The sequence below is a fragment of the Halorubrum kocurii JCM 14978 genome (assembly GCF_000337355.1).
Classification (GTDB): Archaea; Halobacteriota; Halobacteria; order Halobacteriales; family Haloferacaceae; genus Halorubrum; species Halorubrum kocurii.
In genome coordinates, this window is sequence record NZ_AOJH01000101.1 from 29,699 (window position 1) to 56,252 (window position 26,554).

A 26,554-nucleotide genomic window follows, 5' to 3' on the forward strand; every position below is an offset into this window, starting at 1 on the left:
AAACGCGACCCCAAAGAACTGACCTGCGTTTTAGATGCCGTTCCGGTGAATTAGACTAAATCCAGCAGGGTCGGGGGTTCGGTGGGACCAATTTCGGAAGACGTTGGAGGGCGATGTCCGGCTATTCTCCCGCCACTAATCAAATAGTAACTTCCTCGTAGACTGCCGTGATTCGTTCTGCAGCTGTCGCCCACGCATATTCATCACAGACAAGGGAACGGTTCTTTCGCCCCATTCGTTCGGCTGCTGAGTCTTTCTCGACGAGTGAACCGATAGCGTCTGCGAGGGCGGCCGAGTCACCCGGATCGACGAGCGTTCCTCCGTCGTCGTCGATTACTTCCGGGATGCTCCCGACGGTTGTCGAGACGACTGCGTTGCCTCCTGCCATCGCTTCCAACATTGCGATCGGTAACCCCTCCGCATGGGACGGAAGAACAAATACGTCACCAGTCGAGAGCAATCGACGCTTCTCACGTTCTGTGACGAATCCGTGGTACGTGGCGTGTTCGTGGCGGGCTGTAAGCGTCTCAACTGACTCCTTCAGGGGTCCGGAACCGGCTATCGCCAGCTCGAAGTCGAGCGATCTATCCGACGCCAGCTCGTCCACAGCCTCGATCAACTCCCGGACACCCTTCCGTTGTATGAGCGACGAGACGAATGTCACTCGCGTTGGATCGTGACTATATTCGGGATCGAATCGGTTTGGGTCGACTGCGTTTGGAACAACCCTGATCTTGCGCCCTGGAACTCGGCTTTCGAACACCTGTCGCCAGTAGTCAGAGAGCACGATAATCCGATCACACCGCTTGAACACGGCGGACTGGACTATACGAACGATCCGAGAATCTGTCTCGAGAAACGCATCGAAAGACGATCCGTGGACGTGAAAGACGATCGGCCGGCGCCAGAGCGACGCGACCACGAAAACGTAGAACGCCGCTCGGTAAAACGAGAACGCGTACGACGAGTGAACGTGAACGAGATCGGGTCGCCGCCGAACCGGAAAACGGACCGCAGCGACAATCGACATGACGATCGAAGTCAGTAGCCACCTGATACCCTCCCCGTTCGGATCAGATCGCATATCGTACGTTTCCGTCGCGATCTCGTCCGGAAGGTGTACCATTAGATTCTCGATGTAGTGGTGAATCCCGCCACCGCCGAACGTTCCCACGAGAAGAATGTCGGTGTCGAATTCTGTCATTTGTGCCGCCCGACCTGGTGCGAGCGCTCTCCCTCCATAAGGTCGATCTCTTGTAGCCGACGTATCGTTAGTGCCCTCCTTCCGGTCGTAGCTGAACCGATGTCGGATGTTCTGTGCGGCCGGGTCATCTCGATGCGGATTCCCTCGTTGGGGTCTGAGCTTGCCAGCCTATTCACAGATTCGGGGTGGGAAATATGATCGAAACGGTCGAAAGGATACTGTACATACCAAATTAGATGCTTAACTAAATCAGTTGCTGTCCAATCAGCGTCCGAATGGTTGACTCGGTCAGCGTTGTTATTCCAACCTACGGACGTCCAAAGTTCCTCTGTGATGCCGTGCGTAGCGTCGCTGACCAGACGTACGCTCCGATCGAACTGATCGTTGTCGACGACTGTTCGCCCGAGCCGATCGAAGCGACAGTGAACGAGGTCGATACGGCTGGGCTCCGACGTACCGAAGTGATACGTCACAAGCAAAATATGGGCGCGAACGCCGCTCGGAACACCGGGATCGAAGCGGCGACCGGTGAGGTGATCGCGTTCCTGGACGACGACGACCGGTGGGGGCCGAGCGTCGTACGGAGGTACGTCGACGCGTTCGAATCGGGAGGACCGTCGGTAGGCGTCGTAACGGTCGGTGTTCGAACGGTCAACGAAAACGGAACGAAAATTGGGGAGTTCCGACCGACGATCGAGAGTGACGCGCTCGATGCCCTCTTGAGTGGAACTCGTGTCGGTTCGTTCTCTCGGTTCGCGGTTCGCTCGGACGTCATTGACAGTGCTGGTACGCCCGACGAGCGACTCCCATGCTGGCAGGACTGGGAGTGGCAGTTCCGACTCGCTTTTCACTGTGACTTTGGGGCGATCCCGGAGCCGATCGTCGTGCGAACCCGTGGCACCCACGATCAGATAACAGACACATTCGAAGAGCGACGAGAGATCGCGTATCCGTTCCTGTTGGATCGGCATCGTGAACGGATCCGAGCGGCGCGTGGCCCGCGTGCCGAACGCCGCTTCGTCGCGACCCTCTCGCAGTCGCTGGCATTCGCCGCTCTCGATACCGGCCGGTACCTCACAGGAGTCAGGTTACTACTTCGTACCTTGCGATACGACCCCTTCTCCTCGAAAGCGTATCTCTACCTGGTGGTTGCCTGCGGTGGTCCGGTGACCTTCGGGACCGCTCGATGGGTCAAGCGGCGACTCAATGCGCTCCAGTAACTCAACAGTAGGTCACGCAGACTCCTGGCCGAGAATCCGTCTGTAAAAGAGTTCGACGGTTGTAACTGCCGATATATACACAATATGATCGTCGTCGCCTTGAAGATGTGCCCGTCGCGCCTCGAGGATCGGTTCAGCGTTGAACAGCTCACGCTCGACGGCCCCGTACAGGAGCTCGTCCAGGTACTCCCGGAAGCAGTCGTTCTCGCGGTACCATTCTCCCACGGTGCTTCCCGAGAGGAGACGTTGGACGGCGTTTTTGACCACGAACCCAGCACCGTGAGCCGCGTGTGGGTACGACGGCGGGAGCTGTGTCGCCCCGTAGGGAATCTCGTTTAGCGCACCGTCCAGTTCCCGCATCAGTTCCAACTTCATCCGAGAGGGTACGTGCGGGATACGTCCGCCCGTAAGCGGGATCGATCCTCGGCGCAGGGATTGGGGAAAGACGCCGACCAGATCGAGAAGCCCCTTCGAGCTGATCGGGACACGAGTTCCCACCCTCGCTCGGGCAACTTTGTTGCTACCGCTGAAGTGTTTTCGAGAATTGTACACGAGGTGGGTTACCTCTCTGATCTGCTCGTCACTACCGGTTTGATCGACGGCCCGGACCTCATTTATGAACGTATCTTTCGGTTCTACATCACCCGAAAGTGTTTCTTTCACTAGCTTCGGATCGACTCTCGTATGGAGTTCGCTCAAAACATCTGCCGGGTGATCGGCACGACCGAGGTGGTTCTTCCCGACCTTTTCACCTGTGACGAGTGGCGGCCCCTCGTACAGTACCATCGGATTCGTTGCGTCGATCTCGAAGACGTGTGAGAGATGGATGAGCGTGTTCCATCCGAGCTGGCCGTCCGTGATCTCGATCAGTTCCGGTAACCGCTCGGCCAGTGTCTCGGGTGTGAATCCGACGATGTCGTGTTCGACGCCGAGCGTGTCGGCGACGGAGTTTGCAATATCGATATCGTCGAGGAACGGATCGAATTTTGGATCCATCGCCCGATCGTACGTGTACGTTCGATACTCGGTACCTGCTCGCTCTAGCGCCGCAACAAGAATCCGACTGTCCAGTCCGCCGGACAACCAGACGCCCGGCGTCCCAGGAACGGTCTCAAGCGACGCACTAACGGCATCGGCGTATGCGCCTGCGGTCTCCTCGACGTAGCCGGCCTCCGGACGAGAGTCGAACAGAAACGACCAGTACCGCCGAACACTCCGTTCCCCCTTCTCTGCGAGGACGTAGGTCGCGGGCCTGAGTGATTTCACATCTTCGAGAAGCGTTCGGTCGCCCCAGATGTGTATCATCGTCAGCAGGTCCGAAACGGACTGTTCGTCGACAGTCGGATCCTCGATCGCGGTCAGCACGGAACTTAACTCGGAGCCGAACACGAACGGTGGATCGCGTGTATAGTACACTGAACGAGTTCCCAACTTGTCGGTGGCGAGGACGAACCGATTCGCGTCCCGATCTAGGCACGCGAGCGCGAATGACCCATCCAGCATCGGGATAATTCGCTCTGGGTTATCGAGAATTCGCTGGATCAGGTCCCTCGTGAAACTCTCCGGAGTGCCGAACAGCGCTCCGTACAGTACGCCGACGACATCCCCTCCGTCAACCAATTCGTATCCGCCCGGATCACGTTCACCGTGGTGAACCATTCCGAGCGTCGGATCCGCACAAAGGACTTCCTCGTCGTGGAACGACCGGCGGTACGTCCCGGCTATCATCTCGTTCGGAGGTGGCGCATTCTCGTCTCCGCCGAATAGTCCCGGCACACTCCCTCGTCGGAGACAGCGGGATATTGTTATGAATTATATATCCAACCAATCGGTTGAGTACGGTGGATGCCGCGTGCAGATCCTACGACCGATCGGGACAGTTACGATTGATTTCGCGTCTACCCCCTGATTCGTGCGAGTAAGCACATGTCGCGAATCTATGCGCTCAATTCGAACATAGATAAATAGACGGATTATTATTTATCGACGTATATAGACAGCCTTTGTTCCTCTTCGAACGACGATGGGCTACGAACAATCATTTTTCCATGATTTCGTCTCGTGTTGAAGGGATTGATGAGGAGGTCTCCGTCGGGCGTCGTGTCCAGAAACGCGTATGCGTTCGCGGTCGGAACCGCCGGAATCACTGTCCCGAGCGTGGCTGACCGCTCGACGGCAACCAGCTGATGCCATCGCTTGAATCCGGACTGACGAGAGGCCGCGATCACCCGAACCGGTTTCGGCCCGATTCCGTTGGTTTCTGGACCGGTACTATCCGTTCCTGTGGTTGATGCCGTCGAGAACACTACCCACGTCGTTCTATCCGACTGGATTGTTTCGGCGTAGAATACTGGGGCGTCGACCGCACCAACCGGTTCCGGGGTGGGTTGGTCGACAAGTGGGTCGGCCGACTCGGAGGGAATATCGTCTCTCGAGAGCCGAAGGATATCGATTCGAGGAGCATACGAACAGTCCATTCCCCAGAGCACTGCATCCGGCGTGAACGCAAGATCGACGGCCCGCCAGGTCTGACAGCCACCACCAACGGGATGGTACTCGCCATCGATGAACCGTCCGATCGTGCTTTCTTCGTTCGTATCTCCCGTCGCTCCCCAGAGTGAACCGGTGTAGGGATCGTGAAACAGGCCATGGAAGTGACGCACGTCGGAGTTGCTCACGTACGTCGACCATCGTCGCCCATCATCACTGACAATAACTCTCGCCGTCTCGTCGCCGAGCGGATATTCGGCGAGGTAGACACGGTCTTCGTGCTGGCAGACGGCAGTTGGAAGAACACCCATCGGCCCGGAGGATTCCGGTAACGTGTGAACCAGGCTCCACGACCGCCCCTGATCGACCGAGAAAAACAGTTCGTTCCCAATGGTCGCCAGCAGCCGACCGCCGCCGATCGGCCACAGGTTCGCCGTCGTGACGGATCCGATGATACGACTGAGCAGGCGGCCGATTGCGGGAGTATCGAAGAACCGTGCGACTACGTCGGATCCGGGTACCGACCCCACTCGTTCGAAGCCGCGACGCCGGCTCCATCTCCCGGCCGCCAGCCCTCGGGTGACGTGGACGACACCGTCCTCGACGCCGCCGAGCTTCATACCCGGCATTTAGGCCTCGTCCTGCCCAGGGTCGTCTCCCGAACTTCTCGGTGTCACGTAGTACAAATCGAACTCGCCGTTATCCTGTACGTGGTGAACTCCGGGATAACCACCGATCGATTCAAACGACCCCGCCGAGTACCGCAGCTCCCGATATGCGATCACCTCTCGGTCCACATCTGCCTGTGATACCGGGAGATATTGTGCTTCTGCTGTCCCTCCTGAAAGGAGGAGTCGGAGATCCTCTTCTCCGTATGTGGACTCACCGGTACTCACGTCAGGGCGGTCGTAGAGCACCGTTCCCGAGACCAGCGCGTCGAACTCCCGACCCGGGCCGTTCCGGATTCCGTTCCACTGGATGTCCTCGGCCCTGTAGTCTATTGCGGTCTCGTATCCGTCCATGTGCTGATCGCTTACGTGGTGTGAGCCGTTGTATATGTAGGGAGAAGCAAAAACGGTTGAGAGCGATAGCGCGAGCGCGACAACGAGAAGGATGACAGCGACAGGTCTGGCCGCTTGCCGCCATCCCCCAGTCGGGATCAGCTCGCCGATGTGGTGAATCATAGCGGCCCCGAGGACGAGGGCGAACACCATCGCGAACCCGTAGTGCCTGAAGAACAGGTGTGAGACCGGACCCAAAAAGTGCGCCAAAAAGAATGGACCGAGAACGAGTCCCACGTATCCGAAGTAAATGACAACTGACCGAGTGAGAGAGTCATCGTCCGTAGATGGGCCTTTCAGACCAGAATCTGTGAACTGACTCCAGAGAGAGAACACGACCGTCAGGAACGCTAACACGAGGTACACTGACGGTACTAAGAACAGCTTCACGAACAGTTCGAGTACTGTCGCTTCAACCGAGAGCGCCGATTGGTACCTGGCCTCTACCGACTCGCCGGCGCTACCAGTTCCGAGGATTACCTCTGACGTCGAGACTAGCACCCGTTCACCGACGATGAATACCATTTCGAATTGGAAAATCCAAGCCACCCAACAGAGGGTCATAAGAACGAATACGCCGTAGACCGGTCGAAGGTCCGTGAGAAACAGATTGAGTCGTTTTCGCAACCCGTGTAACACTACCAGGGTACCCAGAAGGATAACGACGTTTAAGGCTAATTGAGGGTGCGTGAAAATGAGCGTGACCCCTAGCACCGAGAGCAAGACGTTCCACCTGCCAACGCGGTGGACGATCGAGTCGCCCCTTCTGCTGCTCTTGAGGTGTTTCACCAGCACGTACAGAAATACGGGAAAGAAAAATGTCGCCATCGAATACGTGTGAAAGAACAGCCCGTTCGCGATCTGGTTGATCGGCAGCACGGTAAATCCGGAGAACGCAGCGATTACGCTCATCCGATTATTATCGAATAGCGCCTTTACGATCAGGGGAATAAACAGCGCGTACAACACAAAATATAACGCGGCAAACAAGAGCATCCCTCGCTCAACGGGTACACCAATCGCGTCTGTCAGTAACACGGTCGTGCTGTGTCCTCCCGGGTAGAACACGTCTCCGAACCGCATATTCCCGGCCAGCATCTCTGCTGCCCAACCGAGATGGGTCATCGGATCTGCGCGGCCGTAAAATCGGTAGCTACGGATAACCGGTAACGATCCGATTGAGACGGTAGTCAACCAGCCAAGCCCCACCGCTAACCCTGCGAGTCTGTCGTGACACGACTCCAAAGTGACCACCGCTGCGGCGAGGAATCCGATAGAGACACCGATCCAAAACGGCACCGGAGTTGCTGCGTACATCGATACTTCGTACCCCGTCGCTGGCGTTTGCCACGCGACGATCGTGCCGATGGCGACGGCCATGAAGCCTATCGCAAGGAGCAGCCTGCGCCAGGAGCCGGCCGATCCTGAACTTGATGCTCCTTGACGATCGCTCATCGGTTGAACGAGAGGGTCGATAGAGATTGTTAGCAACGTCCTAACCCTCTCTAAAGGATGTTTGATGGAAAATTCAACCGGCCGTCTGCTGGCAGGTTCAAGACCAGAATCAGTTTTCGGTGCGGTGATCGACCAAAGTTACTGTTGGTTGAGATTATCACCGCATTTGTGTGTTAGGAATGCCGACAGCGCCAAACACATCCATGCCTGGTTCCACCGAATGTACGGAGTTTTGTCGGTTACAAACCGTCCGACCCGACGGTAAAAGTATCCCTCGGAGTCGTACAGTCGATTCAGTGTCCACTCGAGGACGTTTCTGGCGAGGACAGCGTCTTTCGGATTGTCCCGAGATGTGAACGTGACGAGTGCCTGTGCCGCAGCGTGCACGTCATACGGCCGGGACTGGTCGTCCTCGAACTTCGGCGCTCCGTCGGCCTCGAAGTGGTTTTGGCGGTGGAACTGCATCCCCTTTTCGTACGCCTTTCGGACCGGGTCGCCGTCATCCCGCCCGTGAGCGTACCGGCTGAGGCTTTCGAGAATAAATCCCGTGTGGAAGTTGTCGTACCCCAAGTGCGAATCCGACGCCGGAACTGAGTAGTTCCACCCGCCCACGTCCGTCTGGGCGTCGATGACGAACGCAAACAGCTCCTGTGCGCGGTCGAGGAGTTTCTCGTCGCCGAGTCGCCGACCCACTCGCCAAATTAGGTCTGCCGCGAGTGCGTTCGCATTGATCGCCACGTACGAGTCGTACGGTGTGTACGTGAGCACCTCGTGCCCGTTGACTGACTCCGTTCCGATGTCCTCGAGAAGAAACGTAACCGCGTCGTGAGCCACCTCAAGCGACGGTTCGAAACCTGTCAGCTCGTGGTGCCGGAGAAACGGACGAGCACAGAACACGGTCACGACTCCGCACGGATGGGTCGCCGGGAGGAAGAACTTCGTCGAGTTCTGCCAGTCGAAGTTGTATCCCCACGACGAGCGCCCGAACGCCGGCGACCGGTTGTCCGAAAGCCAGTCCAGCAGCCGTTCCGCCTCGGTGAGGGCGGCGACATCGTCCGTCCGTTCGTATTCGTTCAGGTACGCGCTGGCGAACAGGCCAATTCCCTTCGGATTCCGTCTCTCGGGGATACCGAGGTACGGTCTGAGATTCAGCGGGAACTTCTGGACGCCGTGAATCGACAACAGCCGGAGCAGCCAGTGTCGAGAAAGCGCCGACAGAATCGGACTGTTCAGACCATCGTACGGGTCGTACCCGGCATAGTCGCGCTCACGTGCCCACACGAGGGCGTTTCGACAGACGGCTGCCGTATCGTATCCCGCGACTACCGGGCCATCTTGAACGCCGAAATCGTCGCACTCAGACGTATCAACCGCGTTAGATACGTCAACTGCGAAGAAATCAGTGTCACTCTGGCTCTCGTTCGCTGATTCCCGAACGTCCCATTCCGGCGCAGTCGCCGCCTCGATCACGTTTGTCTTGGCTCCTGATCCTGCTCGCGATCGATCAGCGCCCTTGTCCGTCGCGTCCTGACCCATTCATCCGTGTCTTGGATCGGGGTCAGTAAGTTATGAAGTAGTTTCCTCTGATCGCCTCACACCGAGGCCAATCGAGTCCTACGGAAACATTACGCGTCGGACACGGGTCTACGGGAGTATTCGCCGTATACCGTGGAGAAAACAACCGTGGGTGGGAGTACACCGCTCACTTCACTTGGCTCATATCTGGACGTTCGGCCGATCCCGGATCCGAGTCGAGCGTTGGGTTCTCGGGATTCTCGATCAACGCCCGCACGAGTGAGGACACCTCTTTTCGAACTTGGAAGCATCGCTCCCGGTCCGGCATCCGGTCCGTTGTTCCGACCGCCATCAGATACGAGGAAATTTCGCCGGGGTCGCGGGAGTGAACGATCAGTCCATCCTCCACCATCGACCTGTCGACCGACAGCAGTGGTCCAGGGAAGAAAGATATCGCAGGCTTCCCCATACAGGCCGCCTCCCGTGCCATCGTTCCCGACCCGGTCAGGACGCCGTCGGAATGCCAGGCTAGCTGGAGGCCGTCAAGCGCACCGTCGGGGACGTACACACGGTCGTCCGGATACGGGTCTGCATGCGGACGATCTCCGGGCCTGCGTGGCAGGTACACGATGTTGGCTCCTGCCGCTGTGAGCGCCTCCAGCAGTTGGGGAACGAGCGACTCTTTCTCGTCGACGTAGGCCGCACCCAGCGCCTCGGGACGGAGTACAACATAGGTCTCGAAGGGTAGCCTTTCGGTGAACGACTCATCAGGATCGAAGCTCGCTACGTAGATATCCTCTTTGTAGCCGCTGTACGTGTGTATCCGGTCCGAATCTGCCCCCCATCGTGTCAGCTCCGAGATTTGGAACGCTGACGGGACGACGTGGTGAGTTGCAGCCGCCCTGAACCGACAGAACGCCCGCTCGACCAGCGGCGCGTCGACGTATGCAGTAATATCGTTGTCAGTAAAATGGATCGACGGGGTCCCTCGTGCTCGCGATGCCAGCACACACATCGCATTTCGAGCAGACAACGAAACGTCTGCAGCGGGCGCCTGTAAGGTGACTTGGATGGTGCGAAGCGGAACGGCTGCGGTCCGTAGGGTGACGTTCTCGAAATCACGACCCAGCAGGTCAAAATCGAATCCTGCCTCGCGGGCGAGATCTGCGGTCTCCGTCTTCTTTCGGACGGTCGTTCGGAATCTGATGTCGCCCATATCGTCTAGTAGCCCCTCAAAAAGGAACGGATGTGACGGGCTTATCAGATCGAGCCACACGCTTGTTTCGGTCATCTTGGACTCCGTCTGCTGGAGATCCGTTCGTTCGTGCCGATAGGGAGGACGCTGTTGGCGGTCACCAATTCGGACAGACGCCACGCGTCTCGTTGGTCGCTCGAATACATAGTTCGTCTCGGTCGTGGTCTTCCGCGGGATGTGTTCCGACCCGAGACCTGCCTCGTTCAAACAATGATATGTACTTCGTTATAGACACTCAAGGTGAATATCTACATATTTAATTATATAAATGAACAGATAGTACACTACAAAACTGCCGTTCGACGCTCTATTTAAGTGTCCAAAGCGAAGTCATTCCGAACAGCCTTCGGGAGCCACCTCGTCGCCGCGAACGAAACAACATCCGAAACGCCGACATGGTGACCGCGGATGCGAAAAGCGTCCGCCCCTGTGCCGCCAGCCGAGTAACCATCACGACAACTCCGAATCCACTCCTACTCCACGACGGAAGTCCGAGAGACGGGATATCTAACGAGATCTTACTCGCTTAATCAGTATGTATCCAGACATGAACCGATCGGTACGCGGTTTCAGGTCCCGGGTCGGTCGGCGGTTCACCACGGTACAGGAAAAACCGCAATCGGACGTTTTCGCCCGTCATCAATCGCGTCACGCTGTGGTTCTGAATGATTGTCTCGCCTGACTCGACGGTCACCGCGAACTCGTCGGCATTCTCGACGGCTGTTACCGTTCCGTTTTGAACTCTCTCGAAGCGTACCGCTACAGAGTACTCTCTTGGTTCGCCCTCACTGTTCTCGATGAGAACCGCCATCTCAGCAGTCTCACCGATTGCAAGGTCTTCGGGGTAGCCATCGGTGACGAATTCGCCGTCCTGCTCGCTCCCGACCGCGAAATCAGTGAACGTTGCACCTTGCTGTGGGATGGCGAACGCCACCCCGACGGCTCCGATGGCCAGCAGCACGCTGACCGCGAGTACGATATTGACCGTGGCGGCTCCAGTAGACTCTTCCGTCGTCGACGTCACGCTCCTTTCGAACCACTCTCTGACCGGGACCTCGAACCGGTCACGTTCTAATAATTGCGACCGACGATATCTCCCGATAATGGCCATAATAGCCGAAAAGACGGCTGTGACCGCGATTATCGGACCGACAACCTGCCCCAGCACAAGGTCGAAACCGAACGCGAACAGCGGAAGCAGTCCAGCACTTACCCCCACGGAAACCGCAGTACGCTCAACGAGGTCTAGCCGAGAAACCCCGTCATCTCCACGCTCCGAACTCAGCTCGTTCGTCGCCCGGGTGTCTTTGGTCGGTCCTCCCGGAAACAGTACCGTAGTAAGGGTGAATCCCGGTAGAAACAACAACACTGGTGCTAGGAAAACGATCCGGATCGAAGACGAGAGCTCGATCCACTGGAGGGGGACGACTGCCGCGGTGTAGGCGAGAATCGCGACGACGTCCCACGAGAGCATTCGCGTGGATGAATTATCCATCATCTGTCATTTCTGTCGCTGTCGTCTCTCTCACCCCGTCCGTCTCGACGACCTCTCGTCTGACGGACCGCTTGACCAACCGATGTCGAAGCCGGATTCGGTCTCGTTGCGTGAGGTCAACGCTAGCTATACCTGTGACTGCCGCTTAGACGAACAGCGACTTCGTTAGGCGGTCCATTCACCCGCCCCCCGATTCGCAGTCGAGGACGCTGATTCATGCCATTGGACGTCACTCACCGAGACACTCGCGCTGCTTTCAGAGTGTACACGTACCGCGTCCGTTCGGCAATTCGGTCCCAGTCAAACTTTTCAGCCTCCTTCCCATTCCGCTGTCCCATCTCTCGCAGCCGCTCGCGATCGCCGATCGCCTTCCGGAGCGCGACCTGAAGCCCCCCGGGCGTTTCGGGGGCATATAGATAGCCGCCCTCGGATCCGATAAGTCCGGGGAGACACCCCATTGTCGGCGCCACGACAGCGCGACCGAACGTCATCGCCAACACTGCGCTGCCGGAGGTCAACACCGAGTCGAAGGGAAGTACCACCGCGTCCGTAGCGCGCATATACACCTGTATCTCGTCTTCGGGAACGTATTCGAGGACCGTGTGTACCCGATTATCGTCGGCACTGGCCGCGCGCACGCGACTTTCTATTTCTTCGTTCCACGGATTCCCGACGACGAGGAGCCTGGCATCTCCGGAAACGCGTTTGAACGCCTCGATCAATCCGGGGACGTTCTTGTAGGGGCGTATCAGTCCGAAGAAGGCGACGACGGGGGTATCGAGAGAGAGATCAAGCCGCTCGCGGGCCGTCGACTGAGATACATCGTTCCCGTAGACATCCCCGAAGTTGCCGTGGGCGACGACGCGGATACGGTTCGAGACTCGTTCGGGAAGCCGGTACGTCTCCGCGACCAACGTGACCGCCGCTTCGCAGTGGACGATAAGTCTGTCAGTGAGCCACGCGACTGCGTGTCTGATCACGAGTTCGCTGCGCGGGGCGGTCCGTTCGTGATCGAGGAGATTGTGGACGGTCCAGACGATTCGAACCCCGAGTGCCCGTAACAGTACGAGTTCAAAGATGAGTCTCACACCGAGTAGCACAGCGACCACAGCGGGGAACCGGCGATTGGTAATGACGAAACGGTGAAGCCAGTGGAGGTGGAGCACATCTGGTACCCCGTGACGGCGAACGCCTGCGAGAAGCGGAAACGCCCAGCCCCCGCTCGCCGCTGAGACTTCGATATCGTGGGAGTCTAACGCATCGATCAGTTCGGACTGATACGGATTCGATTCCCTGTAGTCCGGACACATTAGCACCGTGATCCGGCCGTCGTCGGAATTGGTCATCGCCACCGCCCGATAGCGTTCTTAGGCGTCATGCGAGCGATGAGGCACACCACGGACATTGTTATGGACTTTTGAACGGTCAGGCGGACGATTTCGCCGTCGTCCGGCGTGACGACACAGACGTGACGGGGGGTGGGATCTGAGTGGCACGGCCGAGCGATGAGGTTCGTTAATGTACTCCTACTCTTACTCGGACAACTCGAAATTCTGGCATGGAGTTCCGACACGAACGCATCGACGATGACCCTCCATGCGGTCGACTCGGGTTCTGTCTCACGCCCGACCTCACCGGTAATGGGAGGCCAGACGTGCTCGTCGGCGGAATGGGTGCGAAAAAGCCGGTAAAGGTACTCGGCAAGCGGATAATACTCCGGCACTTACCAATCGTCGGAAGCGCGATCAAGCGGCTGGAGTCCAACGTGTTCTGGTACGAGAACCCCGGTTGGGAGCGACACGAGGTCGCACGGATCCCCGACCTCTCGGTCGGCGGGTCGATCGGTGATATCGACGGCGACGGGGCGCCCGAACTCGTTATCGGACAGAACGGCGGGACCGATCTCTACTGGTTCGATATCCCGTCGAACCCGCGACGGACTTGGTCCCGTCACTTGATCACCGACGAGTTCCGAAAGTACCACGACACGGCGATCGCCGACATCGATGACGACGGCGAACCGGAAGTCGTCATCCTCTCACAACAGAGCGAGACGGTCTGTTACTACGATATTCCCGAAGACCCCTCTGTCTCCCCCTGGCCCGACGGTCACCGACACGTGATCGCCGAGGGGCTGAACGTCGAAGGGGTCGCCGTCACCGACCTCGACGGCGACGGGACCACCGAACTCGTCGCCGGGCCGAACGTGTTTCGGCGGAACGGGCCCGTGGACGACTGGGGCCGCGAACGTCTCGGTGATGACTGGCAGTGGACGCGGGTCGCTGTCGCGGACCTCGACGATGACGGGGACATAGAGGTAGTCGTAACTGAGGGAGACCTCCCGTATCAGGGGGATCGACGGGGGCGTGTCGGGGTGTTCGATCCGCCGGACTGGTCCGTGACGACACTCGACGACGACCTGTACAATCCACACACGATCCAGATCGAGGACTTCGACGGAGACGGCCGACCCGACTTACTCGTCGCCGAGATGGGTCGGGAGGGCAAAGACGACCCGCGGATGTTCATTTACCGGAATACCGACGAGGGATTCGAGCGCGTCGAGATCGATCGCGGCGTCGCGACTCATGAAGCGAAGGCGGTCGACATCACGGGCGACGGGTCGCTCGATATCGTCGGGAAGTCATACGATCCAGACTGTCACGTCGACGTCTGGTATCGGCAATATTAACAAACTCGATTCTACACGCTCACGTTGTCGGCGACGATCCGCACCGAGTCCCCGGGCCGGAGGTCGAACGCGCCGTCGCCGCGCCCGTCGTTCACGTCGCACTCGACGTAGCCGTGGCTCCCGACGGTGACGAGCCGATCGCCCTTATCCACCGCGCCGAACGTCTCGGCGACCGGCGTGAGCTCGTCGTTGATCCGGACCCAGTCGCGGCCGCGGATCAGCTCGCCCGGGACGTTCGTGACCACGTTGCCGAACCGATCGACCGCGAGCACCTCGCCCTCGACGGCGACCGGCTCGCCCGCGTCGTCGCGCTCGACGGTCGGGTCCGGGAGGACGAGGTCGACCGGGTCCCCCGCCGGTGAGAGGTCGTCCATGGCGGCGAGCGTCTCGGCCACTCCCTCGGCGGTCGCCGTCGCCGGATCGTCGCCGAGGCCGTCTCGGATCCGGGCCGCGACCGGGGCGAACACGTCGCGGCCGTGGAACGTCTCGCTCGCGGGCTCGTCGGCGTCGACGACGAACGGTTCGATCTCTCCCTCGTCCGCGAGCGCTCGGGCCGGCGGCATCGCGAGCCCGTTGTCGGGAGCGACCAGCACGTGCGAGCCGGCGCGGACGACGAGGGCGTCGCGGTCGGTGCCGACGCCCGGGTCGATAACCGCGCAGTGGACGGCCGGCGGAAACTCCGGGAGGACGAACCGGAGCCAGAAGGCGGCCGCGCGCGGGTCGCCGCGCGGGAGGTCGTGAGCGACGTCGATCAGCTCGGCGTCGGTGTGGCGCCGGATCACTCCCTTCATCGCGGCGGGGTACGGCGAACCGAAGTCTGAGGTGAGCGTGATCACGCCCGATCAGCGGTGCGGCTGACTCTTAAAAGGCGGGTGGTGCGGCGAGCGGGGCGGTGAGAAGGCGTTGGTGAAGGCGTCGGCGACGAGCGTGGGTGCGGTGAGCGGGTCGGCGACGAGCGCGGACGCGACTCTCCGCGGCCAGCCCGGCTACGCGTCCGAGGGCGGCTCGGCGTTGGCGTCGGTCTCCGCGATCCGACGGATGCGCTCGACGCCGTCGATCTCCTCGATCACGTCGACGACGGTCTCGGGGACCAGTTCCTGCCAGTCGCGGCCGTGGATCATGCGCTCGCGAAGCTCCGTTCCCTCCAGCACGTCGCGCCGGAACATCGGCGACCCGCGGACCTCGACGCCGGCCTCCTCGAACAGCCGAACGACGAGGGGGTTGTTCGAGTACGCCACGTCGAACCGGGGGGTCATGCTCTGTACGTGACCCACCCAGACGGAGTTGCGGTCGAGGTCCTCGATGGGGACGACGTAGGTGGTGACGTCGAGCCCCTCGACGGCCTTCGTCACCATCATCACGCGCTCGCCGGCCGTGAACGGGTTCCGGGTGGTGTGGGAGTCGCCGGCCGAGCCGATCCCGAGGACGAGCTCGTCGACGTCGGCCGCGATCTCCTCGACCATATGTCGGTGGCCGTTGTGAAACGGCTGATACCGCCCGATGTAGAACCCGCGCATGGATACACGTAGCGAGAGCCTCGTTTATAAACCTCGTGGGAGCTGTCGACCGGAGATATCGGGGGCTTCGAGGGGTATCAGGCCCGTTTTCCCGATCTCCTACGGATCGTCCGCGGGGAGAAAGTATATCAGTTGCCGACCCTTCGTTTTTCATAGCGAAAACCGATTCTATGAGCAACGAAAAGGACGCGAACGACCCGCCGACCGAGGACCCCGACGAGCCGGACGAGTCCGGCGCCGGGAGCCCGGACCCGACGGGGAACGGCGAGGACGCCCGCGACGGCGAGCGCGCGCCGGCGGACGAGGGCGCCGACGCGCCCGACGACGCCGACGACCCGGCCTCCGAGGAGGAGACGGTCGTCGACGAGCCCACCGAGCCCGACGAGGGCTGGGACGACGGGATCGTCGTCGACGGACCCGAGTCGGACGGCGCCGAGACGGGCCGCGAGGAAGCGAACGGCGCCACCCCCGAGGGTGTCACCGAACCGAACGAGGGCGGCGGCATCGACGAGCTCGGCAGCTCCGTCGAGGTCGAGGGTGCCGAGATCGACGAGGACCCGGACGAGGACGACCTCCTCGGGGGACTCAAGATCGACACCACCGCCGAGCTCGAGATCCCCGACCGGCTCGTCGACCAGGTCATCGGGCAGGAGCACGCCCGCGACGTGATCATCAAGGCGGCCAAGCAGCGCCGCCACGTGATGATGATCGGTTCGCCCGGGACCGGGAAGTCGATGCTCGCGAAGGCGATGTCCGAGCTGCTCCCCAAAGAGGAGCTGCAAGACGTGTTGGTCTACCACAACCCGGACGACGGCAACAAGCCGAAGGTCCGGACGGTCCCCGCCGGCAAGGGCGACCAGATCGTCGACGCGCACCGCGAGGAGGCGCGCAAGCGCAACCAGATGCGGTCGCTGTTGATGTGGATCATCATCGCCGTCGTGCTGGGCTACGCGCTCATCATCGTCGGTCAGATCCTCGTCGGCATCATCGCCGCCGGGGTCGTCTACCTCGTCTTCCGCTACCTGAACCGCGGCTCGGACGCGATGATCCCGAACCTGCTGGTGAACAACGGCGACACGAAGACCGCGCCGTTCCGCGACGCGACCGGCGCGCACGCCGGCGCGCTGCTCGGCGACGTCCGGCACGACCCGTTCCAGTCCGGCGGGATGGAGACGCCCAGCCACGACCGCGTCGAGGCCGGGGCCATCCACAAGGCGAACAAGGGCGTGCTGTTCATCGACGAGATCAACACGCTCGACATCCGCAGCCAGCAGCACCTCATGACGGCGATCCAGGAGGGCGAGTTCTCGATCACGGGCCAGTCCGAGCGCTCCTCGGGCGCGATGGTCCAGACCGAGCCCGTCCCGACCGACTTCGTCATGATCGCGGCGGGGAACCTCGACGCGATGGAGAACATGCACCCGGCGCTCCGGAGCCGCATCAAGGGGTACGGGTACGAAGTGTACATGGAGGACACCATCGAGGACACCCCGGAGATGCGCCGGAAGTACGTCCGGTTCATCGCCCAGGAGGTCGCGAAGGACGGCCGTCTGCCCGAGTTCACGGCCGAGGCTGTCGAGGAGGTCATCCTCGAGGCCAAGCGCCGCTCCGGCCGGAAGGGCCACCTCACCCTCCTGTTCCGGAACCTCGGCGGGCTCGTCCGCGTCGCCGGCGACATCGCCCGCGGCGAGGACGCCGACCTGACCACCCGCGACCACGTGCTGCAGGCGAAGGGGCGCTCGCGCTCCATCGAACAGCAGCTCGCGGACGACTTCATCGAGCGCCGGAAGGACTACGAGCTGCAGGTCTCCGACGGCTACGTCGTCGGCCGCGTCAACGGGCTCGCCGTGATGGGCGAGGACTCCGGGATCATGCTCCCGGTGATGGCCGAGGTCGCGCCCTCGCAGGGGCCCGGTGAAGTCATCGCCACGGGGCAGCTGAAGGAGATGGCCCAGGAGTCGGTGTCGAACGTCTCCGCCATCATCAAGAAGTTCTCCGACGAGAACATCTCGGAGATGGACATCCACATCCAGTTCGTGCAGGCGGGCCAGCAGGGCGTCGACGGCGACTCCGCGTCCATCACGGTCGCGACCGCCGTCATAAGCGCGCTGGAGGACGTGGGCGTCGACCAGAGCCTCGCGATGACCGGCTCGCTGTCGGTGCGGGGCGACGTGCTCCCCGTCGGCGGCGTCACCCACAAGATCGAGGCGGCCGCGAAGGCCGGCTGCACCCGGGTCATCATCCCGCAGGCGAACGAGCAGGACGTGATGATCGAAGACGAGTACGAGGACATGATCGAGGTCATCCCCGTCTCGCACATCAGCGAGGTCCTCGACATCGCCCTCGAGGGCGAGGCCGAGAAGGACTCGCTCGTCTCCCGGCTCAAGTCGATCACCGGCTCGGCACTGAAGGAGGGCGGCGTCTCCGGCCCCTCCAGTCCGAGCCCGCAGTAACCCACCGCGTCCCGCTCGCGTCGACGGCGGACTGACCCGTCGACGCGAGACGACTCCTCGGTCGCCGAGGTTAGACGTAGCCGAGGTTTTCGAGCCGCTCTTGGACGTCCACGTCGCCCTTTTGCCGGTCGACGTCTACCGTCGGGTCGCTCGTCCGTTCATCGGACGCGGTCGTGAGCGCCCACGGGACCTTCTTCAGATTCGGGTTGACCACGCCCTCGGGGTGGCCGTAGAGCCCCCACTCGCCGAACAGTTCGCCGTGGTCCGCGGTGATGGCCACGGTCTCGGCGTCGACGTTCTCGAGCAGCCGACCGACCGAGTCGAGCGCGAGCCGGAGGTTATCGAGGTAGAGCTCCCAGACGTCCTCTTCCGTCGCGTCTCCGTTCCGTATCGCATCCCAGGGCCGATCCTCGGCCGCCGTCACGGGGCGTTTCGAGGGGTACGCGGTCCCGATGTGCGGCCGATGCGGCTGGAAGTAGTGGACGATCATCCGCTCGAAGTCGGTGGTTCTGGCGGCGTGGATCGTGTGGTCCGTGACTAAGTCGGGCGGGAACGTGTCCGCGAACTCGTCGTAGTCGTGGCGGTGCAGTTGTCGGAGGAGCTTGAAATCCTCCTCGTCGACCACGTCCCAGTCGGTCCACTGGACGGGGATCCGATACCCGGTCGGCGGCCGTTCCTCCTCACTGAACGCCCGTGGCGTGTTCGGGTTCGTCGAGACGTACACGGTCTCCGAGATCTCGTCCGCGTACTCCCGGTTGAACGTCTTGCAGAGCCACTCGTGCGACGAGCTCCCGACCGACCAGACCGACCCGACGTCCTCGATGAAGTCGAACTCCGGGGCGACCTCCCGCAGGGCGTCGACGCGACAGGCGTCGAGGACGATCAGCAGATCCCAGTCCAGGTCGTAAACATTCGTCCCGAACGGGTATCGGGACGTGAGCGAGAAGAAGACCCCGTTGTACGCACCGCCGACGAACTCTCGTATCCCTCCCTCCTCGGCATCGCTCGACAGGCACCGCAGCCAGGCCCTGAGATCCGTTTTCATGAACGAACCGCACGCCACCCATTGGAATAGTTATGACACCGATATCTCGGACGGCGACCGCCCGCGTCGCGACCGGTTCCGACTTTCTTCGGTAGCTCCGACACACTGCGACGGATTTCGTCGCCCTCGATCGCTCTCGGCGGCGGTCGTAGTCTATTACACTCATTGACAGTACTCGGAGTTCGCTTCGCGAATCCGCGACGCGAACGACAACGGACCCTGGGGTTTGAGCGGGTCGGGTCTCGGTTGGAAGGTCGGTAGGACGGTGTTATGCGGTTCTTAACGCCCCCGCAAACGCTCGCCTCGCTCCGGCGATACGGCGGGCCCGTGAGACGACGGTCCAGTTGGCCCGTTGAACAGTCATCGAATGATGAACATGTTTGTAACGATACACTTATCACCGTTACTGGTCTGCTTCTATTCGCATGGCACGCAAGCTGGCACGCAACAGCGGCGCTGAGCGCAGCGGCCGTTCAAACGACGAATCAAGCGAAGAAAGCGGTAAATGGGTACTTAACAGACGGAACTGCGTGAAGCTCGGTGGCGTCTCTCTCGCCTCGCTTCTCGTCGGCGGCGCGTCGAGCGCCGTTTCGACCGGTTCCGCTGAAGAGGACCCCACCTACTGGACAAACTTTAGCAGCGGTGGGTTATGACTGTCTTAAACGTCCGTGATTTCGGTGCGGTCGGAGACGGAGCGACCGACGATACGCAGGCGATCCAGGACGCGATCGATCAGGCGGTCGACGGCGATACCGTCCTCATCCCAGAGACGACCGACCACTACCTGATGAGCGAGAACAGCCGCGGGAACGCGTTCTACATGGACGACACGGTCAGCGATATCACGATCACGGGCGAGGGCCCGGGGAGCTACCTGAAGCTCGACGACGTGAGAGACGACTCCTACGTCAACATGTTCCGGTTCGACTGCAGGGGCGACCCGTTCGCGTTAGAGATCCGGAATCTCAAGATATCCACCAGCCTCGACGTCAACACCCGGATCGGCCGCGAAGGCCACGCGGGTATTTATCTGGTTGCGGAGGGGCAGTACGACGCGGTCTCGGGCTTCGATTTCCGCTTCGAGGACATCCTGCTCGAGGACATGGCGGGAGTCGGATTCGGGTTCTGGGGAGGTGTCGACACCGTCAAAGCGAACCGGATCACCGTCGACACGACCGACGATCAGCACGCGTTCCAACTCGGGTCCGCGACGACCTCTCACGACGAGTCCGACGTCGTGAACGAGTTCACGAGCCTCAAAGCGCTCGACGTCGGATCCCGCGACGCGACGATCGGGAACGGTATCAGCGTGAACCGGAGTATCCTGGTCGAGGACTTCTACGTCGATACCGCCTACGCGGGGAACAAGTTCTCCGGTGGGGGCGGTGGATACGCGTACGTCCGGAACGGGACGTTCACCGGGGACTCAAACGCGAACTCGCTGTTCAGAGACTCCGTCAACAGGGGCGGAGCGTGGGGCGTCGAGCTGGATCAGATCGTCTTCCGCGACACCGATTCGACGGGCGGACTCCGGTGTGGCGGGAGAGACGAGCACGTCGGAACGTGGGACATCGGCGAACTGGAGTTCCAGAATCTCGATCGGAACGACACGCGGAACGAGACCATCTACGTGACCGAAAACGCCGTCTTCGACGCCCAAACGATCCATATCGATACCGTTCCCCACAACGGCATCGCCCACAACTCGGAGAACGCGGGCAGTCTGGACACGCTGAATCAGTGGGAGGTCGACGGGAGCCCGACCAACGACTTCGGTGGGGCGAACTTCAGCGTCGGGTCGGTCAACGAACAGGCCTCGCCCGGTCTCGACGTGCCGGCGGCAGACGAGGTCGGCGCGTGGAGCGCGGAGACCAGCACTGACGAGGAAGAGCCCGCGGAAGAGCCTGACGAAGAGGACACGCAAGAGGACACCGAAGAGAACGACTCGTTCGAGGAGTGGACGCCGCGGTGGGCGTCGAGCGTCGACGAGTGGGGCGTCGTCTCGGGCGACGGGTTCGACGGCGGACACGCCCTCCAGTACGAACACTCTGGAACCGACCCGGGGAGACACGCCATCTCGTGGGACGCCGTCGGCGAGCCGTCGGACGTCGAGGTCCTGGATAAGTTCCGCGTTCCGACGTTCAACGAGGCCGAGAGCTCCGGGTACCACGCCCGGGTTCACCTCCGGTCGTCGGTCCGGAACGGCAACGAGACCGGCTACTGGATCGAACTCGAGTCGCCCGCAGAGGGGTTCCGTCTCGCCAAATACAACGACGACGGAAGGCTGACCACGATGGAACGCTTCGGGACGCCCGAGGAGGACACGTTCTTCTACCGGCGCTTCCGCGCCGAGGGCGACCGACTGCAAGCGAAGGTGTGGCCGGTGACGGAGCCCGAGCCGGCCGAGTGGACCGTCGAACACACCGACTCGGACCACACCGACGGGTGGGTCGGACTCGGGTCGTACGACGTCGACCCGGTCGAAACCGACGTGTTCAGCGCCGCCGTCGGCGGCGAAACAGCGGAGCTCTCTCCCGGCGGTGAGCCGACTGTCGCCTGGCAGTCTCCGACGGGCGGTCGACGTGTCGGCGGAACCGTTTCCGTACGGCTCTCGGCCGCGGACGGAACCGGTGCCCAAGAGGGCCTCACGGTCGAATACCGCGTCGGCGACGGCGCGTGGTCGGAAACGACCTACGACGCGGAGACGGGGACCTACGTTGGGCAGTGGGATTCGACGGCGACAGCCGACGGCGAGGTCGCCCTGGAGGCGCGCGTCACCGACGACGCTGGATCGACGGCCGCGTCGACGATCGACGTCATCGTCGACAACCGACCGGAGATCACGTCCCTGGTGGCGAACGAGGCGACCGTGGACGGGGCGACTCTCAACGGCGATCTCACGTCGCTCGGCGGCTCGGACGAGGTGACGGTGTGGTTCGAGTACCGGCCCGCCGGCACCGACGGGTGGGACGTCGCGGGCGAACGGACGCTCTCGGAACCGGGGGAGTTCTCGCGCGTCGTCTCCGGGTTGGAAGCGGGTACCGAATACGAACACCGGGCCGTCGCACAGGGTGACGGCGGGCCCATCGACGGGGGTATCGTCCGGTTCGACACGCTCGCCGCCCCCGAGGCGTCCAGCGCGCCCTCGGTCGATCAGTTCGACGTGACCGATCAAAGCGACTCCGTGTGGACGCGGTTCGACATCGACTGGACGGTCAGCGACGCGGAGAACGACCTCGACGCGGTCGTTACGACGCTGGAGTACGGCGGTCGAACGGTCGCGGCGCAGAGCACCCGCGTGAACGGCGACACGGCGAGTTACACGCACGTGTTGCGCGTCCGCGGGGACGTCGATACCGTCCGTCTCTGGGTGAACGACACCTCCAACGAGACGGCGAGCGAGTCGGTCGACGTGTAGGTCACGTCGCCGGTGACGTGGAGGTCACGTCGCCGCAGACGTGATCAGTCGCCCTCGTGGAGGTGACCGCCTGTTTTCGCCTCGGACGGCGCGGTCGGTGTTATCCACCGCTTCCGTCGTTCGCGCGTCGTTTGAAAGGTCCTAACTAAGCCCGGCGGTGGCTTTCATCTGGCAATGGCATCACGCCGTGCGTTCCTTTGCGCAGTTACAGCTGCCGGACTCGCAGGATGTGGTGGCCGCCTGAACGAGACGGAATTAGGAGACGATGATCAGGGAGCCGACGGCGAAGCCGATCAGCAAACCGTCGGCGGGGACGGCGTCGTGAACGTCCGCGAGTTCGGGGCGTCCGGCGACGGGGACACGGACGATTCGGAGGCGATCAGAGACGCGCTCGACGCCGCGACCGACGGCGAGACGGTGTACTTCCCGGAGCCGGAGGAGGCGTACGTGCTCGCGCAGTCCGGTGAGGAGCCCGTCATCGAGATCAGCGGCGAGCGACACGCGGACGATCTCACCCTCGTCGGCGACGGGCAGGGGTCGGTGATCCGGGTCGCCGACGGGACGTCGAGGTCGTATAACCTGTTCCGCGTCGTCTCGCCCGACGACTTCTCTCTGACGTTTCGGAATCTCGTTCTCGACGGGAACAGACGCGGAGTCGGCGAGTTCAGCGGTCCCGGCGAGTGTCTGACGTTCCGGGATAACGCCGCGACCGGCTCCGGCGACATGCTCGTCGAGAACGTCGAGGTCAGGGACGCCTTGACGGTGGGAATCAACATCCAGTACGGCGGCGTCACCTGTCGTCACGTCACGAGCCGGGACTGCGGAACCCACGGTATCGGGGTCGCGACGGGCTGGTCCGGCGTACACGACCCGTCTCCGCGCCTCGAACACTGTTACGTGGCGGATAACTCCCAGGGGCCGTACGGGACCGGGATCGACTTCTCGAACGGGAAGGGGATCGCCGAGGACGTCGTTATCGAGGGGACGCAGGGGAACGCCGGAACGAAGGTGTCCGTCGGCGCGATCGACGTCGAGTACCGACGCGTCCGGATCCGGAACAACCGGGGCGTCGTGTTCCAGAACACGGGGGAACACGACGGGGCGTCCGTGACGTTCGAGGACGTCATCGGCGAGGACAACGACGGCCCCTTCCGGCTCTCCGATACGGCGCAGTACACGGTTCCGGAGGGGAGCCAACTCGTCATGCGTGACAACACGGTCGACGACCGCGGTCAGATATTCCTCACGGACGACGCGGTGCTCGAAGCGGAGGGCGACGTGTGTTCGAACCGGACGGACGGGTTCCCCGGTTTACACTCGAACACGGACGCGACCGGGAGTTACATCCGGAACTACGTCCATTCCGCGACCGGCGGTCGAGGGATCAGAGCGGCGGAGAATCTCACGATATTCAACGAGGACGAACGGATGGTAGCGGACATTCGCGGCGTGCCGCTCCCCGGCGACGTCGGCGCGTGGCGTCTCCCCGGGTTGTTGGAGGAGAGTCCTGGAGCAGCAGAAAACGAGTAGACCGACCGTTTCCGACCGGTGCCGCCTCTCCCGCCCCTTTTTAATCCGTCGGAGCCAACGCCGGACGATGAGCGGGAAACCGACCGTCGGCGAGTACATGACCCGCGACGTCGAGACCGTGAGCCCCGACGAGACGGTGGGCGCCGTCGCGCGCCGGATGGCCGACAGCGACGGCCATAACGGGTTCCCCGTCACGCAGGGGCGGACCGTCGAGGGGTTCGTCTCGGCCGCCGACCTCCTGCTCGCCGACGAGGAGGCCCCCGTCTTCACCGTGATGTCTGACGACCTCATCGTGGCGCACCCGGACATGAAGGTGACCGACGCCGCCCGCGTCATCCTCCGGTCCGGGATCCAGCGGCTCCCGGTCGTCGACGACGCGGACAACCTCGTCGGCATCATCTCGAACACGGACGTGGTCCGCTCGCAGATCGAGCGCGCCACGCCGAGCAAGGTGGGCAAGCTGATGCGCACGCTCGAGCAGATCCACAACGTCGGGCTCTCCGAGGAGCGCCGCGAGGTGCGGCTGACCGACCTCACGCCGACGCAGGCCCGGGTGTACGCCGACGAGCTCGAGGGCCGACAGTACGAGCTGGAGCGCGGGCTGGCGGAGCCGCTCGTCGTCATCGACAACGGCGGCGAGCTCCACCTCGCCGACGGCCACCACCGCGTGATGGCGGCCCACGAGGCCGGGATCGACGAGATGGACGCGTACGTGATCGTCCCCGACCAGCCGGTCGACCTCGGGATGGCGAAGACCGCGAAAAACGAGGGGCTCGACGACATCACCGACATCGAGATCGTCGATTACGCCCGGCACCCGCTCGTCGAGACCACGAAGCGGCTCCAGTGATCGCGCCGTCTCCTTCCGACCTCACACCGACGACAGGTTTTTCAGAGTTCGCAGCGAAGTGACGTGTATGAAATCCCGAATTAAGGGCGCGCTGTCCCGGGCGAAGTACGCGGCCGTCGGGGCGGCGATCGGCGCCGCCGTCGGCGGATTAGTCAGCCGAAACGCGGCGAGCACCGGCGGCGCGCTGGGGGGGCTCGCGGGCGCGACGCTCGCGGACCTCCGAAGCGGCGCCGACGGCGTCTTCGCGGAGTTCCGGTCGGACTCGGACGACGCGGACGACGCCGAGGAGTCCGACGACGCGGGCGCGACGATCGAACTGACCGACGAGTAGTCGCCCCGCCGTCCCTGTTTCTCGCGACCGCTCTCGTTCCCAGTCGCGACGCCGGCGTTTCGGGAACGCCTATACGACCGGACGGAGTAGCCACGGGCAATGACCGACACCGACGACAGCGCGGGCTGGTTCGCGGGCGGCACGTCCGCCAGCGCCGAGGCCGCGGGCGACGAGTCGGCGCTCCGCGCCCGGATCGCCGACGGCGAGGCCGACGCGCCACGCGACTGGCCGCACCTCGCGGTCGAGTCCGGCTTCGCCGACTCGCGAGCGGACTACTACGACCGGCTCCACGAGGCGTCCGTCGCGGCGACCCGCGAGGCGGTCCGCGAGCGCGAGCGGGCCGACGACAAACAGCTCGTCCACGCGGTGCGCGCGATGGACGACTGCGAGCGCACCGCCAACGAGCTGGCCGAGCGCGCCGCGGAGTGGGCCGGGAGCCTCTTCGACGAGGCCGAGCCGGGGATCGAGGGCGCCCGCGCCGTGGCGGAGCGCGAGCCGGACGGCGAGCTGGAGCGGCGCGCCGTCTCGCTCTCGGCGCGCGTGGCCGACCTCGCCGCGGAGCGCGACGCGCTCGCCGAGACGATCGACCGGATCGCGCCGGCGGTGGCGCCGAACCTCGCCGAGATGGCCGGTCCGGAGCTCGCCGCGCGCCTGATCGCGCTCGCGGGCGGGCTGGAGTCGCTCGCGAAGAAGCCTTCCGGGACCGTGCAGGTGCTCGGCGCGGAGGACGCCCTGTTCGCGCACCTCTCCGGACGCGCGCCCTCCCCGAAACACGGGATCATCTACACGCACGAGTACGTGCGGAACACCCGTCCCGAGGACCGTGGGTCGGCCTCGCGGGCGCTCGCGGGCAAGCTGACGCTCGCGGCCCGGGTGGACCACTACTCGGGCGAGCGCCGCGAGACGCTCCACGCGGAGCTCCGCGAGCGGATGGCGACGATCCGAGCACGTGCGGAGGAAGGGAAGGACGACGACAGGAGCGGCGGCGACGCCGACGCGGAGGGCGACGTATGAGCGAGCCCG

The 26,554-nt window shown here is 62.5% G+C and carries 21 protein-coding genes (1 of these 21 only partly in view); 10 read left to right on the top strand and 11 right to left on the bottom strand.

The window, feature by feature from the left end; translation table 11 throughout:
- Positions 1-139: 139 nt before the first annotated feature.
- Positions 140-1,204 carry a glycosyltransferase family 4 protein gene (locus tag C468_RS16045; RefSeq protein ID WP_008849951.1) on the bottom strand — a complete coding sequence of 355 codons (1,065 nt, stop codon included), beginning with the start codon at positions 1,202-1,204 and terminating at the stop codon, positions 140-142.
- A 275-nt stretch (positions 1,205-1,479) separates the two neighbouring features.
- Here C468_RS16045 and C468_RS16050 point away from each other — a divergent pair, with 275 nt between their 5' ends.
- Entirely contained in the window at positions 1,480-2,424 is a 945-nt protein-coding gene (locus C468_RS16050) for a glycosyltransferase family 2 protein (RefSeq protein WP_049912287.1), read from the top strand.
- A gap of 12 nt (positions 2,425-2,436) precedes the next feature.
- On the opposite strand, the gene C468_RS16055 is transcribed toward C468_RS16050, so the two are convergent.
- From C468_RS16055 to C468_RS16080, 7 genes are all read right to left on the bottom strand, one after another.
- The gene (locus tag C468_RS16055) at positions 2,437-4,200 is read right to left on the bottom strand and encodes an asparagine synthase-related protein (protein ID WP_152422940.1); all 1,764 of its coding nucleotides are present in this window, start codon (positions 4,198-4,200) and stop codon (positions 2,437-2,439) included.
- Positions 4,201-4,400: 200 nt separating this feature from the next.
- Complete coding sequence (locus tag C468_RS17700; protein ID WP_152422941.1) at positions 4,401-5,534, bottom strand: glycosyl hydrolase; 1,134 nt, start codon at positions 5,532-5,534, stop codon at positions 4,401-4,403.
- Positions 5,535-5,543: 9 nt separating this feature from the next.
- Complete coding sequence (locus C468_RS16060) at positions 5,544-7,430, bottom strand: hypothetical protein (protein WP_152422942.1); 1,887 nt, start codon at positions 7,428-7,430, stop codon at positions 5,544-5,546.
- Positions 7,431-7,568: 138 nt separating this feature from the next.
- Positions 7,569-8,966 carry a hypothetical protein gene (locus C468_RS16065; protein ID WP_206536747.1) on the bottom strand — a complete coding sequence of 466 codons (1,398 nt, stop codon included), beginning with the start codon at positions 8,964-8,966 and terminating at the stop codon, positions 7,569-7,571.
- 166 nt (positions 8,967-9,132) lie between these two features.
- Complete coding sequence (locus tag C468_RS16070; RefSeq protein ID WP_008849957.1) at positions 9,133-10,236, bottom strand: DUF354 domain-containing protein; 1,104 nt, start codon at positions 10,234-10,236, stop codon at positions 9,133-9,135.
- Between the two features lie 490 nt (positions 10,237-10,726).
- On the bottom strand, positions 10,727-11,674 hold the full coding sequence (locus C468_RS16075; protein ID WP_049912289.1) for a DUF1616 domain-containing protein: 948 nt from the start codon (positions 11,672-11,674) through the stop codon (positions 10,727-10,729).
- Positions 11,675-11,928: 254 nt separating this feature from the next.
- Entirely contained in the window at positions 11,929-13,041 is a 1,113-nt protein-coding gene (locus C468_RS16080) for a glycosyltransferase (RefSeq protein ID WP_008849959.1), read from the bottom strand.
- 212 nt (positions 13,042-13,253) lie between these two features.
- Between C468_RS16080 and C468_RS16085 the strand changes: the two genes are divergently transcribed.
- The gene (locus C468_RS16085) at positions 13,254-14,387 is read left to right on the top strand and encodes an FG-GAP repeat domain-containing protein (RefSeq protein ID WP_049912290.1); all 1,134 of its coding nucleotides are present in this window, start codon (positions 13,254-13,256) and stop codon (positions 14,385-14,387) included.
- Between the two features lie 11 nt (positions 14,388-14,398).
- Here C468_RS16085 and C468_RS16090 read toward each other — a convergent pair whose 3' ends face one another.
- Positions 14,399-15,223 carry an SAM hydrolase/SAM-dependent halogenase family protein gene (locus tag C468_RS16090; RefSeq protein WP_008849961.1) on the bottom strand — a complete coding sequence of 275 codons (825 nt, stop codon included), beginning with the start codon at positions 15,221-15,223 and terminating at the stop codon, positions 14,399-14,401.
- 150 nt (positions 15,224-15,373) lie between these two features.
- Positions 15,374-15,904, bottom strand: a complete 531-nt coding sequence (locus C468_RS16095; RefSeq protein WP_008849962.1) for a nicotinamide-nucleotide adenylyltransferase — start codon at positions 15,902-15,904, stop codon at positions 15,374-15,376.
- Between the two features lie 170 nt (positions 15,905-16,074).
- Between C468_RS16095 and lonB the strand changes: the two genes are divergently transcribed.
- Positions 16,075-18,357 (top strand): ATP-dependent protease LonB, encoded by a 2,283-nt coding sequence (gene lonB / locus C468_RS16100; RefSeq protein WP_008849963.1) that lies wholly within the window; start codon positions 16,075-16,077, stop codon positions 18,355-18,357.
- A gap of 70 nt (positions 18,358-18,427) precedes the next feature.
- On the opposite strand, the gene C468_RS16105 is transcribed toward lonB, so the two are convergent.
- Positions 18,428-19,402: a hypothetical protein gene (locus C468_RS16105; RefSeq protein WP_008849964.1), complete on the bottom strand. Its 975-nt coding sequence runs from the start codon at positions 19,400-19,402 to the stop codon at positions 18,428-18,430.
- A gap of 425 nt (positions 19,403-19,827) precedes the next feature.
- Between C468_RS16105 and C468_RS18215 the strand changes: the two genes are divergently transcribed.
- The 7 genes from C468_RS18215 to C468_RS16135 form a co-directional block, all read left to right on the top strand.
- The gene (locus C468_RS18215) at positions 19,828-20,055 is read left to right on the top strand and encodes a hypothetical protein (RefSeq protein ID WP_152422943.1); all 228 of its coding nucleotides are present in this window, start codon (positions 19,828-19,830) and stop codon (positions 20,053-20,055) included.
- On the top strand, positions 20,052-22,820 hold the full coding sequence (locus C468_RS18800; RefSeq protein ID WP_008849965.1) for a glycosyl hydrolase family 28-related protein: 2,769 nt from the start codon (positions 20,052-20,054) through the stop codon (positions 22,818-22,820). Before C468_RS18215 ends, C468_RS18800 begins: the two co-directional genes overlap by 4 nt.
- Before the next feature lie 174 nt (positions 22,821-22,994).
- Positions 22,995-24,350, top strand: coding sequence for a glycosyl hydrolase family 28-related protein (locus tag C468_RS18805; RefSeq protein ID WP_080510659.1), 1,356 nt, complete (start codon positions 22,995-22,997; stop codon positions 24,348-24,350).
- A gap of 67 nt (positions 24,351-24,417) precedes the next feature.
- Positions 24,418-25,200 carry a CBS domain-containing protein gene (locus C468_RS16120; RefSeq protein ID WP_008849967.1) on the top strand — a complete coding sequence of 261 codons (783 nt, stop codon included), beginning with the start codon at positions 24,418-24,420 and terminating at the stop codon, positions 25,198-25,200.
- Between the two features lie 67 nt (positions 25,201-25,267).
- A complete protein-coding gene (locus C468_RS16125) occupies positions 25,268-25,531 on the top strand; it encodes a glycine zipper domain-containing protein (RefSeq protein WP_008849968.1) in 264 nt (87 codons plus the stop codon).
- 99 nt (positions 25,532-25,630) lie between these two features.
- Entirely contained in the window at positions 25,631-26,545 is a 915-nt protein-coding gene (locus C468_RS16130; RefSeq protein ID WP_008849969.1) for an NOP5/NOP56 family protein, read from the top strand.
- A protein-coding gene (locus C468_RS16135; protein ID WP_080510660.1) for a fibrillarin-like rRNA/tRNA 2'-O-methyltransferase crosses the window boundary here: on the top strand, positions 26,481-26,554 show its 5' end (the start). The gene runs 586 nt beyond the window's last position; only the first 74 of its 660 coding nucleotides appear in the window; its start codon is at positions 26,481-26,483; the stop codon falls past the right edge of the window. Before C468_RS16130 ends, C468_RS16135 begins: the two co-directional genes overlap by 65 nt.